Annotated in this window: 18 protein-coding genes; 8 read left to right on the plus strand and 10 right to left on the minus strand. The window is 68.0% G+C overall.

The genetic code is table 11. The features are described from left to right. Positions 1-45: 45 nt before the first annotated feature. From ABDC25_RS07935 to ABDC25_RS07945, 3 genes are read right to left on the minus strand one after another with little or no spacing between them, the layout of a single operon-like run. Positions 46-717 (minus strand): response regulator transcription factor, encoded by a 672-nt coding sequence (locus ABDC25_RS07935; RefSeq protein ID WP_021200749.1) that lies wholly within the window; start codon positions 715-717, stop codon positions 46-48. Further along, positions 714-1976: a sensor histidine kinase gene (locus ABDC25_RS07940; RefSeq protein ID WP_347125731.1), complete on the minus strand. Its 1263-nt coding sequence runs from the start codon at positions 1974-1976 to the stop codon at positions 714-716. The genes ABDC25_RS07935 and ABDC25_RS07940 overlap by 4 nt, the downstream gene beginning before the upstream one ends. 5 nt (positions 1977-1981) lie before the next feature. Next, positions 1982-2599 (minus strand): VTT domain-containing protein, encoded by a 618-nt coding sequence (locus tag ABDC25_RS07945; protein WP_021200747.1) that lies wholly within the window; start codon positions 2597-2599, stop codon positions 1982-1984. 162 nt (positions 2600-2761) lie between these two features. Between ABDC25_RS07945 and abc-f the strand changes: the two genes are divergently transcribed. Genes abc-f through ABDC25_RS07965 form a run of 4 tightly spaced genes read left to right on the plus strand, consistent with a single transcriptional unit; the run spans position 2762 to position 6185 of the window. Further along, entirely contained in the window at positions 2762-4360 is a 1599-nt protein-coding gene (abc-f, locus tag ABDC25_RS07950; protein WP_029261766.1) for a ribosomal protection-like ABC-F family protein, read from the plus strand. Positions 4361-4402: 42 nt separating this feature from the next. Beyond that, positions 4403-5071, plus strand: a complete 669-nt coding sequence (locus ABDC25_RS07955) for an HAD hydrolase-like protein (RefSeq protein ID WP_347125734.1) — start codon at positions 4403-4405, stop codon at positions 5069-5071. A gap of 44 nt (positions 5072-5115) precedes the next feature. Continuing rightward, positions 5116-5739, plus strand: coding sequence for a pyridoxamine 5'-phosphate oxidase family protein (locus tag ABDC25_RS07960; RefSeq protein ID WP_167253995.1), 624 nt, complete (start codon positions 5116-5118; stop codon positions 5737-5739). Continuing rightward, positions 5736-6185, plus strand: coding sequence for a cupin domain-containing protein (locus ABDC25_RS07965; protein WP_021200743.1), 450 nt, complete (start codon positions 5736-5738; stop codon positions 6183-6185). Before ABDC25_RS07960 ends, ABDC25_RS07965 begins: the two co-directional genes overlap by 4 nt. Positions 6186-6189: 4 nt before the next feature. Here the strand turns inward: ABDC25_RS07965 and ABDC25_RS07970 are convergent, their stop codons facing one another. Genes ABDC25_RS07970 through ABDC25_RS07980 form a run of 3 tightly spaced genes read right to left on the minus strand, consistent with a single transcriptional unit; the run spans position 6190 to position 7537 of the window. Beyond that, positions 6190-7002, minus strand: a complete 813-nt coding sequence (locus ABDC25_RS07970; protein ID WP_021200742.1) for an SURF1 family protein — start codon at positions 7000-7002, stop codon at positions 6190-6192. Beyond that, on the minus strand, positions 6999-7193 hold the full coding sequence (locus tag ABDC25_RS07975; protein ID WP_081859644.1) for a hypothetical protein: 195 nt from the start codon (positions 7191-7193) through the stop codon (positions 6999-7001). The genes ABDC25_RS07970 and ABDC25_RS07975 overlap by 4 nt, the downstream gene beginning before the upstream one ends. After that, a complete protein-coding gene (locus tag ABDC25_RS07980; RefSeq protein ID WP_031207707.1) occupies positions 7190-7537 on the minus strand; it encodes a DUF3099 domain-containing protein in 348 nt (115 codons plus the stop codon). The genes ABDC25_RS07975 and ABDC25_RS07980 overlap by 4 nt, the downstream gene beginning before the upstream one ends. Before the next feature lie 235 nt (positions 7538-7772). Here ABDC25_RS07980 and ABDC25_RS07985 point away from each other — a divergent pair, with 235 nt between their 5' ends. Next, the gene (locus tag ABDC25_RS07985) at positions 7773-8483 is read left to right on the plus strand and encodes a beta-ketoacyl-ACP reductase (protein ID WP_167253997.1); all 711 of its coding nucleotides are present in this window, start codon (positions 7773-7775) and stop codon (positions 8481-8483) included. Between the two features lie 15 nt (positions 8484-8498). Here the strand turns inward: ABDC25_RS07985 and ABDC25_RS07990 are convergent, their stop codons facing one another. The 3 genes from ABDC25_RS07990 to glgC are packed head-to-tail and all read right to left on the minus strand — an operon-like array spanning position 8499 to position 11166. Further along, entirely contained in the window at positions 8499-9194 is a 696-nt protein-coding gene (locus ABDC25_RS07990; protein ID WP_021200739.1) for an alpha/beta hydrolase, read from the minus strand. 45 nt (positions 9195-9239) lie between these two features. Beyond that, positions 9240-9875 carry a phosphoserine phosphatase SerB gene (serB, locus tag ABDC25_RS07995; RefSeq protein ID WP_021200738.1) on the minus strand — a complete coding sequence of 212 codons (636 nt, stop codon included), beginning with the start codon at positions 9873-9875 and terminating at the stop codon, positions 9240-9242. A gap of 49 nt (positions 9876-9924) precedes the next feature. Beyond that, positions 9925-11166, minus strand: a complete 1242-nt coding sequence (gene glgC / locus ABDC25_RS08000) for a glucose-1-phosphate adenylyltransferase (protein ID WP_021200737.1) — start codon at positions 11164-11166, stop codon at positions 9925-9927. A 46-nt stretch (positions 11167-11212) separates the two neighbouring features. On the opposite strand from glgC, the gene glgA reads away from it, so the two are divergent. From glgA to ABDC25_RS08015, 3 genes are all read left to right on the plus strand, one after another. Beyond that, entirely contained in the window at positions 11213-12397 is a 1185-nt protein-coding gene (gene glgA, locus ABDC25_RS08005; protein ID WP_029260256.1) for a glycogen synthase, read from the plus strand. Between the two features lie 17 nt (positions 12398-12414). Further along, positions 12415-13200: an ABC transporter ATP-binding protein gene (locus ABDC25_RS08010; protein ID WP_021200735.1), complete on the plus strand. Its 786-nt coding sequence runs from the start codon at positions 12415-12417 to the stop codon at positions 13198-13200. Between the two features lie 91 nt (positions 13201-13291). Further along, entirely contained in the window at positions 13292-13549 is a 258-nt protein-coding gene (locus tag ABDC25_RS08015) for a type B 50S ribosomal protein L31 (protein WP_021200734.1), read from the plus strand. A gap of 89 nt (positions 13550-13638) precedes the next feature. On the opposite strand, the gene ABDC25_RS08020 is transcribed toward ABDC25_RS08015, so the two are convergent. After that, positions 13639-13920, minus strand: a complete 282-nt coding sequence (locus tag ABDC25_RS08020; protein WP_347125739.1) for a hypothetical protein — start codon at positions 13918-13920, stop codon at positions 13639-13641. Positions 13921-13923 lie beyond the last annotated feature (3 nt).

Genomic DNA, 13923 nt, shown 5'->3' on the forward strand with positions numbered 1-13923 from the left:
GGCATCACCCGTGGGTGCCGTCACGACCCCCTACGACGGGGTGAGTCAGGACGACGGTTCGACGAGTCCGGTGTCGTACGCGAGGATCACGGCGTGCACGCGGTCTCGCAGGCTCAGTTTGGCGAGCACCTTGCCGACATGCGTCTTGACGGTCTGCTCTGCGATGAAGAGATCGGCGGCGATCTCGGTGTTAGAACGACCTCGACCGATGAGCACGAGCACCTCGCGCTCGCGATCCGTGAGCTCGGCGAGAGCCGTCGCCGAGCGCGGTGCGCGGGGGCGGCGGCCGGCGAACTGCTCGATCATGCGGCGCGTCACGCTGGGCGCGAGCAGCGCATCGCCGTCCGCGACGACCCGAACCGCGTGCACGAGCTCCTCCGGTAGAGCATCCTTCAGCAGGAAGCCGCTGGCGCCGGCCTCGAGCGCGTCGTACACGTAGTCGTCGATGTCGAATGTGGTGAGCATCAGGATTCGAGGTACGTGCGCGGCCGGATAGGAGGGGCCGAGGATGCGCCTCGTGGCCTCGATCCCGTCGAGCTCCGGCATGCGCACATCCATGAGGATCACATCGGGATCGAGACGCGCTGCGAGGGTGACCGCTTCCGCACCGTTCGCCGCCTGCCCGGTCACGCGGATGCCGTCATGGGCGTCGAGGAGCGCGGCGAACCCTGCTCGAACCATGGCCTGGTCGTCGGCGATGAGGACGCTGATGGTCACAGGCTCTCCTTGTCAGGGGAAGGGGATGAAGGTGTGCCGGCCGGGGCGGCGTCGAGGGGGAGGACGGCGTCGACATCCCATCCTCCGTCGGACGCGGGGCCGGCGGAGAGACTGCCGCCGAGGATCTCGGCGCGCTCCCGCATGCCCCGGAGCCCGTAACCGGTGCCGTGACTCTCGGCGCGGTGCGGCGGTGCGTCGTTGTGCACCTGGATGTGGATGCTGGGCGCCTCTGCGCGCACGCGCACAGCGATGCGCGCACCGGGTGCGTGTCGCACGGCGTTGCTCAATGCCTCCTGCACGATGCGGAAGGCGGCGATCTGGACAGCAGGTGTGGCGGAGGCGGTTTCGGTTCCTTCGAGGACGAGTCCGACGTCGACACCGGCGCGGCGGATGCTGTCGACAAGGGCGGGGATGTCGTCGACGCCTTGCTGCGGGGCCAGTTCGGCGCTCTGGTCTTCGGTGCGGAGCACCCCGAGCATGCGTCGCATCTCCGTGAGCGAGGTCCGGGCGGTGGCGGCGATGTCGTCGAACTCCGTGATGGCGGCGGTGCCGAGCTCGGGAATCCGATACTTGGCCGTCGAGGCCTGCACCTGGATCACCGACATGCTGTGGGCGACGACGTCGTGCAGCTCCCTGGCGATCCGTGTGCGCTCTTCGACGAGCGCGCGCCTGGCCTCCTCGAGCGCGCTGTGCTCCTTCTCGCGCGTCAGCTCGGCGGCGACGCGGACCCGCCCGGCTATCAGCGCTGCGATGAGGAACATCGCGGAGGCGACTGCAGTCGTGACGATCAGGTCGGCGGTCGCACTGGCGGATGACGCCGGGAGGGCGACCATGTCGGGCCGGAGCACGGGGGCGAGAAGCGAGGCGATCGCCCCGAGGATCAGGGCGAAGGCTCCGATCCTCGTCCCATGGAGGAAAGTGACGACGCCGACGAAGAGGACGAAGACGAGGAGTGCCGGAACGGACCACGGCCAGGGAGACTGGATCGCCAGCTCCGGCACGACCGTGAGCGGCAGGGTGAACGCACTCGCCGTGAACAGGATGAGAGCCCAGCGAGGACGTGAGATCGCGAGGAGCGGCGAAGCGCACAGCACAGCTCCGAGGATGAACGACAGCGGCAGCGGTGTGCCGTACAGGAGGGTCTGCAGCGGGACGATCACCGCGTACAGCGCCACGACCGCCGCACCCAGCGCCACGAGGGCGGAGGTGCGGCGGTTGATCCGTTGGCGGAGCGGTGTGCGCTCCCGGCGTCGTGCCATGACTGTCATCCTGCCAGCTGGGGCGCCGGCGCACGGCGGCGACGGGCCGCGGCGATCCGGTCGATCACGAACCCGATGACGAGGGCGATGACGATGCCGAGCCCGGCGCTGAGCAGGGGCTGGTCTTTGATCCAGGCGCCGGCGAGCAGACCGATCGCGAGGCTGAACACGCTCCAGCTGACCCCGGCGATGAGGCTCAAGGGGAGGAAGCGCCGCCAGGGGAAGTGGAGAGCGCCCGCGCTCATGTTGACGGCGACCCGACCGACCGGGATGTAGCGGGCGCCGAGGATGAGCGTCGCGCTCCGACGGTCGAGTGCGCGCTGGGCGTGAGCGAATGCCGCCGCCACCCGGGGGCGTCGCATCCACGCGAACCTCGTCGTGCCCACCGCTCGCCCGATGACGAAGGCGAGATTGTCTCCGATCGCCGCACCGATCGCGGCGACGAGCCCGAGGAGCACCAGGTTTCCCTCGCCGGTGGAGGCAGTGACCGCCGCCGCGGCGACGAGCACGGTCTCGCTGGGAACCGGGGGGAAGAAGCCGTCGATGACGGTGACGGCGAACAGGACCAGGTACAGCCAGGGCGAGGCGATCGCCTGCATGATGAGCTCGTTGAGGATGTCCACTCCCGTACGTTATGCAGCGGACCCCGAGCAGGGCATCCCTCTCGGGTATCGGGACCCTCACCCTTCGGAGTGATCTTGCTGAGCGCGACTCCCGGCGACGCCGCTTATACTGGGAGGCTGGCCGATCGGCCGACAACCTCCCCGAAAGAACGGACGTCCGCTGTGCTTGCCGTGCACGACCTCGAGATCCGCGTTGGCGCGCGCCTGCTGATGGAGAACGTCTCGTTCCGCGTCGCCGACGGAGACAAGATCGGACTCGTCGGCCGCAACGGGGCCGGGAAGACCACGCTCACCAAGGTGCTCGCCGGTGACGTGCTCCCGTCGGGCGGAAGCGTCACCCGCTCCGGGGAACTCGGCTACCTGCCGCAGGACCCTCGTTCGGGCAATCCCGAAGACCTCGCGCGTACGCGCATCCTCGATGCCCGCGGGCTCGGTCAGCTCAACCTCGGCATGACCGAGGCGGCCCTCGCCATGGGTTCCGACGACCCCGCGGTGGCCGACAAGGCCATGAAGCGCTACGCCCGACTCACCGAGCAGTTCGAGGCGCAGGGCGGCTACGCGGCCGAAGCCGAAGCCGCGTCCATCGCCAACAACCTGTCGCTTCCCGACCGTATCCTCGACCAGCCGCTGTCGACGCTGTCCGGCGGTCAACGCCGTCGGATCGAACTCGCGCGCATCCTCTTCTCCGACGCGCAGACGATGATCCTCGACGAGCCGACCAACCACCTCGACGCCGACAGCGTCGTGTGGTTGCGCGAGTTCCTCAAGGGCTACAAGGGCGGGCTGATCGTGATCAGTCACGATGTGGAGCTCGTCGGCGAGACCGTCAACCGGGTGTTCTACCTCGACGCGAACCGCCAGATCATCGACACATACAACATGAACTGGAAGAACTACCTGCGTCAGCGGGTGGCTGATGAGGAGCGTCGCAAGAAGGAACGCGCGAACGCCGAGAAGAAGGCGACGACCCTGCAGCTGCAGGCCGCCCGCTTCGGTGCGAAGGCTTCGAAGGCCGCTGCTGCGCACCAGATGATCGCGCGCGCCGAGAAGCTGCTTGCCGGACTGGACGAGGTGCGTCAGGAGGACCGGGTGGCGAAGCTGCGCTTCCCGAAGCCCGCTCCTTGCGGTAAGACGCCGATGATGGCCTCCGGCCTCTCGAAGTCGTACGGCTCGCTCGAGATCTTCACCGACGTCGACCTGGCGATCGATCGCGGTTCGAAGGTCGTCGTGCTCGGACTCAACGGTGCAGGAAAGACCACACTGCTGCGGATGCTCGCCGGCGTCGACCAGCCCGATACGGGACAGCTCGAGCCGGGGCACGGCCTCAAGGTCGGCTACTACGCGCAGGAGCACGAGAACCTCGACGTGAACCGCTCGGTGCTCGAGAACATGGTCTCGGCCGCTCCGCACATCACGGAGACCGAAGCGCGCAAGGTGCTCGGGTCGTTCCTGTTCACGGGTGACGACGTGCTCAAGCCCGCCGGCGTCCTCTCCGGTGGTGAGAAGACCCGTCTGTCGCTCGCGACGCTGGTCGTGTCGTCGGCGAACCTGCTGCTGCTCGATGAGCCGACCAACAACCTCGATCCTGCCTCGCGCGAGGAGATCCTCGGTGCGCTCGCGCACTACGAGGGCGCAGTCGTGCTCGTCTCGCACGACCCCGGTGCCGTGCAGTCACTCAACCCCGAACGTGTGCTGATCCTGCCGGACGGGGTCGAGGACATCTGGAGCCAGGAGTACCAGGACCTCATCGAGCTCGCCTAGGGGGTCGGTTCCGTGTCGGCGGCCCGGGATATCGTGACGGACATGGGGCTGGGTCACATCCGCGCGATCTGCTGGGACTGGAACGGCACGCTGCTCGACGATGCCGAGATCTGCCGTCAGGTCATGAACGCCGTGCTCGAGGAGCACGCGCTCGAACCGCTCGCCGACGAGCACGCGTACCGATCCGTCTTCCGCTTCCCGATCCGGGACTTCTACCGCTCGGTCGGACTCGGGGACGACCGATTCCTGTCGGCCGCAACCACGTATCTCGACCTGCTCGCCCAGCGCGTCGGCGAGGCGCCGCTCCACTCCGACGTGCGGGCCACGCTCGCGGTGCTCCGTGAGCGAGGGATCCGCCAGGTCCTCGCTTCGGCGACTCTTCCGGATGCCCTCGCTCGGCAGATGGCCCCGCACGACCTGGGCGAGGCGTTCGAAGCGGTGCTGTCGATCGACGATCCCTTCCGCGCCTCCAAGCACGATGTGATCTCGCGATGGCTGGCGACATCCGGGATGGCTGCGCATGATGTGCTCGTCGTCGGCGACACCAATCACGATCGAGAGATCGCGGACGGTCTCGGCGCGGAGTTCGTCCATTTCGACGGCGGGCACCAGAAGTGGGCAGGAGACACCCGCCGGGTCTCGACGCTCGGCGAGCTGATCGACCTCCTGGGGCCGCTCCCGGTGGGTTCCGCCTCCGCCGAACTCGCCTGACCACTCGGCCCTGCCCGGGGCGGACCCATGGCATAGTCGAGAGCATGCCGTTCGCGCATCCCCCGTCCTCGTCAGACATCAGCGACTGGTTGCGTGCGCAGCCTTCCCTCACCGGGGTCGCGCCGCCGCTCGATCTCGCAGGGCTTCCCGAAGATCCCGTGCCGTTCTTCGTCGATTGGATCGGAGAGGCCGCCGAGAGCGGGGTCGCGGAACCGCACGCGGCGACCCTGGCGACGGTCGACGATGACGGCGTGCCGGATGCGAGGACACTGATCCTCAAGGGCGTCGACGCGCGAGGATGGGCGTTCGCCGGGACGCGCTCGTCCCGCAAGGGCGAGCAGATCGCCGCACGCCCTGCCGCGGCGTTGAACTTCTGGTGGCAGCCGCTCCGACGGGCCGTGCGGGTCCGGGGAATGATCCAGGAAGCGTCCGAGGTGGAGAGCGCCGCAGATCTCGCCGCGCGGTCGGCTGACGCTCGTCGCGGTGTCGCGCCGGGGGAATGGGTGCTCTGGAGGATCGTCCCGGCGCGGGTCGAGTTCTGGCAGGGATCGGCGGACCGGAACCACAGCCGGATCGTCTTTCAGCGCGCGGAGGGCGGCTGGAGCCGCAGCGTGACGGGCGAGGCCGCCGGTGTGGCGAGATATAGAGTCGCAGGGGAGCGGACATGAGCGGTTATCAGGTGCTCGAGATCGGGTCGCTCGACGAGTGGCGCACCCACCATGGTGGCTTCGATGCCGCACGATCGCGCGACGGGCGTCGCGTCGTCGACCATGAGCTGACGATGCAGTACATCGGGATGACCGCGAACGCGTTGGAGCCGGGCGAAGAGGCCGGCTACTGGCACGTGCACCGGAAGATCGAAGAGGTCTACGTGTTCCTCGGAGGGCGAGGGCAGATGGGGCTGGACGACGATGTGGTGGAGGTCGGCCCCGGTACCGTGATCCGCGTCGGTCAGGGCGTCGCTCGCACGTGGCGGGCGCGACCGGACAGTCCGGGCGAACTGCGCTGGCTCTGTCTCCGCGCCGGCGGCGAGGAACTGCCGCACCTTCCGGACGACAGCTCGCGGCTACCGGAGCGCCCGATGCCATGGTCGGACCGAGCGAGCACCGGCTGAAGAGTCACCGCACGTCGAGCAGTTCGTCCTCGACGTCGGCGTCGTGGTCCTTGCGGCGCGACTTCTTGACGGGGGCTTGGACTCCCTCGACCTCCTCGCGGTGCTTCACGATCTCCGTCCGGATGATGTATCCGATGAAGATGAAGCCCATCAGCGCGAAGAGAATCCACTGGATGGCATAGGACAGGTGCGGACCCGGATCGTCGGTGGGGGAGTCGAATCCCCCCAGCGTCCCTGCGCCGGCCGGGTCCTCGCTGATCATCCGTCCGTAGGCTCCGGTGATCACGTCACCGTCGACGAGATCGGCGATGGTCGGCAGATTGATGGTCGGCACCTGACCTTCGGGCGCGCCACGGCCCGATGCCGGAACCTGCTCACCCGGGCGAAGACGTACGGTGACCTCGGCTTCGCCCTCCGGCGGTGCTGGCACCGAATCCGGCGCGTCCCCGTCACCCGGCGGCACCCAGCCGCGATCGACGATGAAGATGCGACCATCGACGTCGCGGAACGGCACGAGCACCTCGAAGGCGCTCGTCCCGCCGTGCGGGCGGTTGCGCACCAGGAGCTGCTGGTCGGCGAGGTATTCGCCCTGCAGGATCACCGGTCGCCACTCGTCGGAGGGATCGAGGGCACCGTCTTCTCCGATGAGGTCGGAGAGGGGAACAGGCTTCGCGTCGTAGTTCTCTTCAACGAGCTCGATCTGCGCGGCTCTGGTCTCGTTGCGCTCGAACTGCCAGTTCGACAGGAAGACGCACGCGACCGCGAAACCGATCGCGATGAGCACGTAGACGGCCCATCGGGTCAGACGTCCGCTCATGCGGGGATCCCATCCCGAACACTGACAGGGAAGTCACGTGCTGCCAGATAGTCCCGGAGGTAGGCGACGTGCTCATCGCACGCCAACCAGATCTTCTCCCGATCGGCGGCATGGATGCGGGGGTTGCGCCATACGACCTGTCTGGTCGCCGCGCTCCGGCAGCCGGCACGCGAGCATTCGAGGTCTGTCATCGGTCCTTCGGGCCTTCGTGGATCGTGAACACCGGTGGTGTCGCGGGCTGGCTCTCGATCGGTGCGGGCGCCGGGGCGGACAGCTCCTGAACCGGCGACTCGGCACCGGTCTCGGTGCTGTCGCTGCCCGCGTTGGCGAAGACCACGGCGATGTACGGCAGCACGGCGGCGGAGATCCCGAAAACCCAGGTGTACCAACCGTACGGCTGGACCAGCACCATCAGAGCGAAGCACGCGATGCGGATGGACATCGTCAGGACATAACGGCGCACACGATGGTCTGCCTCATCCCGCGGAGACTGCGGCAGTGAGGTGACGGCCGGGACTTGACGCGCGTTCTTCACGATGTCTCAAGCCTACGCCGGTACCGGGCATTCGGCGTGCCGGTTCGGAGGCGGTTCAGCGCGAGAAGACGACGGGCAGGCTGAGCGCTCCGACGAACAGGAAGCCGATGAAGACGCCGATGAGGGGGAACGCGCCGATCGCGATTATCGCGGAGCCGAGGATCGACCCGGCATCGTCGGTAGGATCGATGACGGCTCGGGAACCCGTGCCACCGGCCAGAGCAGGAGTGTCCCCATGAGCGCTGAGCGCGTCGTCCTCGTCACCGGCGGAAACCGCGGTATCGGCCGCGCGATCGCGGAGCGTTTCGTGCGGGACGGATACCGCGTCGCGGTCACCGCTCGCAGCGGCGAGGGGCCGGAGGGGAGTCTCACGGTCCGGGCGGATGTCACGGATGCGGCCGCGCTCGATGCGGCGTTCACCGAGGTGGAGCAGCAGTTGGGACCGGTGGAGATCGTCGTCGCGAATGCGGGCATCACCAAGGACACCCTGCTGATGCGCATGAGTGAAGACGACTTCGACAGCGTGGTCGCGACGAATCTGGGAGGCACGTTCCGCGTCGTCAAGCGTGCCTCAAAGGGCATGCTCCGGGCACGCTTCGGCCGCATCATCCTGATCTCGAGCGTCGTCGGACTCTACGGCTCCGCAGGCCAGGCCAACTACTCGGCGTCGAAGAGCGCCCTGGTCGGCTTCGCGCGATCGATCACCCGTGAGCTCGGCGCGCGCGGGATCACCGCCAACGTCGTCGCTCCCGGATTCATCGAGACCGACATGACCGCCGAGCTCCCCGAAGAGACCCAGAAGCAGTACAAGGCGAGCATCCCGGCCGCACGCTTCGCCACACCCGATGAGGTCGCGGGTGTGGTGACATGGCTCGCGGGTGACGACGCCGGGTACGTCTCGGGCGCGGTCATCCCCGTCGATGGCGGCCTCGGAATGGGGCACTGACCCCGAGACCGGTGTTCAGCGCGCGGTCGCCGCGTTGATCAGCGCACCGAGCCGTTCGGGCACGGAGAACTGCGGCCAATGGCCGGAGCCGATGCGCAGGACCTCGGCGTCATCGATCGACCGGTATTCGTCGGCGTACGCACCCCACTGGTCGATCATCTCGTCGAACGTGGCCTGATCGAGGCCAGCCATCAGCAGCGTCACCGGAACTCGATGGCGTGAGCGGTTCTCCAGGACGATGCCGTCGGTCGGCACCCTCGCGGGAACGCTGCGGGTGAGGCGAGTCGTACGCGCTCGGGTCGCGTCGTCGAGGTCGCTCACGTCCTCGTCCGGGAAGAAGCCCCAACCGGGGAAGGGCACGACCCCGTCCACGATCTCGAACTCGCTGATGCCGCTCCCGGGAGGGGGCGGCACGGTATCGACGAAGACGACTCGTTTCAGGCGCTCGGGGCGGGCATCGGCGACGCCCCATGCCACGTTGCCCCCGCCGCTGTGACCCACCACCACGATCTCTCCCTGCAGGGCGTCCACGGCATGGACGGCGGCGTCGATCCATTCGGCGATGCCGATCCCCGCGGAGATGGCGGCGGGCGCGCCGAGGCCGGGGAGGGTGAGGGGATGTGCGCGATGCCCGGCCTGTTCGAGGGCAGGGATCACCTCTTCCCAACTGGACGCGTCGAGCCAGAGTCCCGGGATGAGGATGATGTCCATGAGCTGACGCTAGCGGTGGCGTCGGACTTTCACCACAGCGTTCCCTTACGGCAGTAGGGCGATGACCTCCGCCAAGTCCTGCGGGCCGATGACGAGGCTCGCGGCCTCCCGAACGGCGGGCTTCGCGTTGAAGGCGAGACCGAGACCGGCGACCGCCATCATCGGCAGGTCGTTCGCACCGTCGCCGATCGCGATGGTCGCCCGGGGAGCGACCCCGAGTTCCGCCGCCCACTCCCGGAGAGACAATGCCTTCGCCGCGCCGTCGACGATGTCACCGTCTACCAGGCCGGACAGCACGCCTTCTGCGGCGTCGAGACGGTTGGCTCGCCAGCGATCGACGCCGAGGGCCGGCGCGACGCTGTCGAGGATTTCGTGGAATCCTCCGGAGACGACGCCCACCACCCCGCCGCGGTCGTGGACGGCCGCAGTCAGCTCTCGCACGCCGGGCGTGGGCTCGATGCGCGCGCGGACGCGCTCGAAGGCCGACACCGGTACACCTTTCAGAGCCGCGACCCGCGAGCGCAGGCTCGTCGAGAAGTCGACCTCACCGCGCATCGCCGCTTCGGTGGCGGCCTGCACCTCGGCACGCCGCCCGGCTTCGTCGGCGAGCAATTCGATCACCTCGTTGCGGATGAGGGTGGAATCGGCATCGAGGACGACGAGGAAGCGCGCGCTGGTCACCCGTCGAGCCTAGCGATCGCCCGAGTGGTCGGTGTGCGGCGTGACGTGCTCAGCGGTCGATGAAGATGCCCTTGCCCACGACGGTGATGCCGGACTCCGTGACGGTGAAGCCGCGCGCCAGGTCGCGTTCACGGTCCACACCGACCGTCGCTCCATCAGCCAGCACCACGTTCTTGTCGAGGATCGCCCGGTGGATGCGTGCCCCCTGGCCGACGTGCACGTGGTCGAACACGACCGAGTCGGTGATGGTCGATCCTCCTCCGGCGAGTGTCCACGGACCGACCACGCTGCGTTCCAGGTGCGTTCCGGACAGCACCGAGCCGAGGGAGACGATCGAGTCGATCGCGTTGCCGATCCGTCCGACCGAGTCCCTGACGAACTTCGCCGGCGGGGAGTTGACGGCCTGCGAGTGGATCGGCCACTCCATGTTGTAGAGGTTGAAGACGGGAAGCGTCGAGATGAGGTCCCGGTGCGCGTCGAAGAACGAGTCGATCGTCCCCACGTCCCGCCAGTACGACCGGTCGCGTGGAGAAGAACCGGGGACCTCGTTCTGCTTCATGTCGTAGTAGCCGGCCTCGCCGCGCTCGACGAAGTAGGGGACGATGTCGCCCCCCATGTCGTGCCCGGACACGGGAGACTCCCCGTCGGCCTCGACGGCGGCGATCAGCGCGTCGGCGTCGAAGATGTAGTTGCCCATCGAGGCGAGGACCTCGTGGGGCGAATCCTCGAGGCCCGCGATGTCGGTCGGCTTCTCGAGGAACTGCTTGATCCGTCCGGACTCCGCGTCGGCGTCGATCACGCCGAACTGCGACGCGAGCGCGAGCGGCTGGCGGATGCCGGCGACGGTCGCCTTGGCACCGGACTCGATGTGCGCCTCGAGCATCTGGCGGAAGTCCATCCGGTACACGTGGTCGGCGCCGATCACGACGACGATGTCGGGCTTCTCGTCGTTGATGAGGTTCATGCTCTGCAGGATCGCGTCGGCGGAGCCCGAGAACCACCGTTTGCCGAGGCGCTGCTGGGCCGGCACGGAGGTCACGTAGGAGTCGAGGAGCGCCGACATCCGCCAGGTCTGCGAGATGTGTCGGTCGAGGCTGTGCGACTTGTACTGCGTCAGCACCACGATCTGCCGCAACCCGGAGTTGATGAGGTTCGAGATCGCGAAGTCGATGAGTCTGTACTGTCCGCCGAAGGGCACTGCGGGTTTCGCTCTATCGGCCGTGAGAGGCATGAGGCGCTTGCCCTCGCCGCCGGCGAGGATGATCCCGAAGACCTTCTTTGGAGCGGACATGGCTCCACCATAGATGCCATCATCGTCGCTGTACTAGCGTTCAGACATGCGAGTTGAAATGATCACGAAGGAGTACCCGCCGGAGGTCTACGGCGGTGCCGGCGTGCACGTCGCCGAGCTCGTCGCGGCCCTCAGGGAGCACGTCGACGTCCGGGTCCGTGCGTTCGGCGCACCCCGTGACGAGGCGGGCACCTTCGCCTACCGCACGCCCGCCGAGCTCGCCGGGGCGAACGCCGCTCTGCAGACGCTCGGCACGGATCTGGAGATCGTGTCGGCTATCGCCGAGGCCGATCTGGTGCACAGCCACACCTGGTACGCGAACTTCGCCGGGCATCTCGCCTCGCAGCTGCACGGCATCCCCCACGTGCTCACGGCGCACAGCCTCGAACCCCTTCGACCATGGAAGGCGGAGCAGCTCGGCGGCGGCTACGCCGTCTCCAGTGGGATCGAGCGCCTGGCCTATGAGAACGCCGCAGCGGTGATCGCTGTGAGCGCGGGGATGCGTGCCGACATCCTGCGCAGTTACCCGCAGGTCGACCCGGCGAAGGTGCGGGTGATCCACAACGGGATCGACGTCGAACGCTGGCGTCCGGTACGCGACGACCAGTTCCTGCGATCGATCGGAATGGACCCTGCTCGACCGTCGGTCGTCTTCGTCGGTCGCATCACGCGGCAGAAGGGGCTGCCGTTTCTGCTGCAGGCCGCGCGTCTGCTGCCGCCAGAGGTGCAGCTGGTGCTCTGCGCCGGAGCGCCGGACACACCGGAGATCATGGCGGAGGTCCAAGAAGGCGTCCGGCTGCTCCAGCAGGAGCGGGACGGGGTGATCTGGATCGAGCGGATGCTGCCGCGCGACGAGCTGTCGACGGTCCTGACGGCCGCGACGACGTTCGTCTGCCCGTCCGTCTACGAGCCCCTCGGGATCGTGAACCTGGAGGCGATGGCGTGCGGGGCGGCGGTCGTCGGGACCGCGACCGGTGGGATCCCTGAGGTCGTCGCCGACGGTGTGACCGGGCGTCTCGTCCCGATCGAGCAGGTTCAGGACGGCACCGGCACGCCGGTGGACCCTGACCGCTACGTCGCGGATCTGGCCGCCGTGCTCACGGAGGTGGCGATGGATCAGGATCGGGCACGCGCGTACGGCGAGGCCGGACGGGAGCGGGCGCGCGAGGAGTTCAGCTGGGCGGCGATCGCCGAGACGACGCGCGCGCTCTACGCGGAGCTGACCGCCTGAGCCGATAGGCTGAAGGCATGCCGAGCGCTCTGGAATTCACCGACGTCGTCGTGCGCCGTGAGGGGCGCAACATCATCGATCACGTGACCTGGAAGGTCGACGACGATCAACGATGGGTGATCCTCGGCCCGAACGGCGCGGGAAAGACCACGCTCCTGCAGCTGGCCGACACTCTCATGCACCCGACGTCGGGAACGGTGACGGTACTGGGGGAGACCCTCGGCCGCACCGACGTGTTCGAGGTGCGCCCGCGCATCGGCTTCGCCTCGTCGGCCATGGCCAAGCGTGTGCCCCGGGACGAGACGGTTCTCAACACCGTGCTCACGGCCGCGTACTCCGTGCTCGGCCGCTGGAACGAGAGCTACGAGGCCATCGACGAGCGCCGCGCGCTCCGCGTCCTCGGCGACTGGCGTCTCGACCATCTGGCCGACCGCACCTTCGGCACCCTCAGCGACGGCGAGCAGAAGAGGGTCCAGATCGCGCGTGCCGTCATGACGGACCCCGAGCTCCTGCTTCTCGACGAGCCCACGGCTTCGCTCGATCTCGGCTCTCGTGAAGAGCTCCTCGCGCTCCTCAGCGGGTACGCGTCCTCGCCGACCACCCCGGCCATGCTGATGGTGACGCACCACGTGGAGGAGATCCCCGTGGGATTCACCCACGTGATGCTGATCCGGGACGGTGCCGTGGTCGCGGCGGGCCCGATCGCGGAGACGCTCACGGCCGAGGCTCTCAGCGACACGTTCGGCATGCCGATCGTGCTCAGCGGCGAGGACGGCCGCTACGCCGCCCGCGCAGCATCCTGATCCGGGTCTGATAGAATCGACCCTTGGTGCTCTCTGCACCGCAGACTTCCCTCGTCCCTGGCACAATCCAGGGCAGCAACTAAGGAATCCCATGAAGACTGACATTCACCCCGAGTACAAGGCTGTCGTGTTCCGCGACCTCGGTTCGGGCGAGACGTTCCTCACCCGTTCGACCGTGTCGAGCGACAAGACCATCGAGCTGGACGGCGTGGAGTACCCCGTCATCGACGTCGAGATCTCCTCGGCTTCGCACCCGTTCTACACGGGTAAGCAGCGCATCATGGACTCGGCCGGCCGCGTCGAGAAGTTCAACCAGCGCTTCAAGGGCTTCGGCGGCTCGTCCAAGTAACGATCGCCAACGAACAAGGCCCCATGCTCCTCGGAGCGTGGGGCTTTCTTCGTTCCCCGGCCGCTGCGTTCGCGGCCGTGCCCGAAACCTCAGAGGTCGAGTCGGATCCGGCCGTCGTCGATCGTGTCCGGAGGATCCCCCGGCGATGGTGCCGGGGCCGTCCGCTGCGTCTGGCGGTCGCGTTCGATACCCGCCTCGTGCGCAGACGGAGACCAGACGGCGTCGAATGCGCCGCCGAGTCCCCTTCCACTGGTCTCGTACTTCTTCTCGATCGGCACCCTCGAGAAGCCGAAGGCGATCACGACGATCACCGCCGAGACCAGGAGCAGCAGCACTCCGACCGTGACGAGCACGCCCACTCCCTGTTCCATGTG

The sequence above is a fragment of the Microbacterium sp. SY138 genome (genome assembly GCF_039729145.1).
In the GTDB taxonomy this organism is placed as follows: Bacteria; Actinomycetota; Actinomycetes; order Actinomycetales; family Microbacteriaceae; genus Microbacterium; species Microbacterium maritypicum_A.

What these genes read in the sequence shown, in the direction of transcription:
- ABDC25_RS08015 (WP_021200734.1), top strand. Translation starts at nt 13,292, where the DNA reads ATGAAGACTGACATTCACCCCGAGTACAAGGCTGTCGTGTTCCGCGAC.
- ABDC25_RS08020 (WP_347125739.1), bottom strand. Translation starts at nt 13,920, where the DNA reads ATGGAACAGGGAGTGGGCGTGCTCGTCACGGTCGGAGTGCTGCTGCTC.
- ABDC25_RS07965 (WP_021200743.1), top strand. Translation starts at nt 5,736, where the DNA reads ATGAGCGGTTATCAGGTGCTCGAGATCGGGTCGCTCGACGAGTGGCGC.
- ABDC25_RS07985 (WP_167253997.1), top strand. Translation starts at nt 7,773, where the DNA reads ATGAGCGCTGAGCGCGTCGTCCTCGTCACCGGCGGAAACCGCGGTATC.
- ABDC25_RS07990 (WP_021200739.1), bottom strand. Translation starts at nt 9,194, where the DNA reads ATGGACATCATCCTCATCCCGGGACTCTGGCTCGACGCGTCCAGTTGG.
- glgC (WP_021200737.1), bottom strand. Translation starts at nt 11,166, where the DNA reads ATGTCCGCTCCAAAGAAGGTCTTCGGGATCATCCTCGCCGGCGGCGAG.
- ABDC25_RS07960 (WP_167253995.1), top strand. Translation starts at nt 5,116, where the DNA reads ATGCCGTTCGCGCATCCCCCGTCCTCGTCAGACATCAGCGACTGGTTG.
- ABDC25_RS07955 (WP_347125734.1), top strand. Translation starts at nt 4,403, where the DNA reads ATGGGGCTGGGTCACATCCGCGCGATCTGCTGGGACTGGAACGGCACG.
- ABDC25_RS08010 (WP_021200735.1), top strand. Translation starts at nt 12,415, where the DNA reads ATGCCGAGCGCTCTGGAATTCACCGACGTCGTCGTGCGCCGTGAGGGG.
- ABDC25_RS07940 (WP_347125731.1), bottom strand. Translation starts at nt 1,976, where the DNA reads ATGGCACGACGCCGGGAGCGCACACCGCTCCGCCAACGGATCAACCGC.
- ABDC25_RS07970 (WP_021200742.1), bottom strand. Translation starts at nt 7,002, where the DNA reads ATGAGCGGACGTCTGACCCGATGGGCCGTCTACGTGCTCATCGCGATC.
- ABDC25_RS07975 (WP_081859644.1), bottom strand. Translation starts at nt 7,193, where the DNA reads ATGACAGACCTCGAATGCTCGCGTGCCGGCTGCCGGAGCGCGGCGACC.
- glgA (WP_029260256.1), top strand. Translation starts at nt 11,213, where the DNA reads ATGCGAGTTGAAATGATCACGAAGGAGTACCCGCCGGAGGTCTACGGC.